Source organism: Agrobacterium sp. MCAB5 (assembly GCF_052114365.1).
GTDB lineage: Bacteria > Pseudomonadota > Alphaproteobacteria > Rhizobiales > Rhizobiaceae > Agrobacterium > Agrobacterium tumefaciens.
In genome coordinates, this window is sequence record NZ_JBFREP010000296.1 from 1 (window position 1) to 419 (window position 419).

Annotated in this window: 1 protein-coding gene; it reads right to left on the minus strand. The window is 59.9% G+C overall.

Going from position 1 to position 419, the window contains the following annotated elements; genetic code table 11:
* Positions 1-419 (minus strand): NAD(P)(+) transhydrogenase (Re/Si-specific) subunit beta (locus AB4Z23_RS28705; protein ID WP_441361339.1); only part of this gene is annotated, 419 nt, incomplete at both ends.

Sequence of the window (419 nt, forward strand, 5' to 3'; positions counted from 1 at the left end):
CCGATACCCATGATCAGGTGATAGCCGATGAAGAAGGCAAGCAGCGTCATCAGGATCAGTGTCCAGATGCCGGCACCGTTGAAGAACATCACCAGCAGGATCAGCGAGCCAAGGGCCGCACCGGCATTGAGGACATGGCCGCCGGGCAGTTTCCTCGCTTTGCCGTCCACCTTGCCGGCGAGTTTGCCGAAGGCGATGACGGAACCGGTGAAGGTCACCGCGCCAATGAACACGCCGAGGAACACCTCGACCTTGAGGATGGCGATTTCTACCAGATCCTTCTGCGCCAGCTTTTCGGCAAAGCCGGCCAGTGTCGAAAGGTCACCACCGGCAGCCTTCAGAGACATCACCGTACCAAGCTCGAGTTCGGCATTGTAGCCGATGAAGACGGCCGCCAGGCCGACGAAGGAATGCAGCGC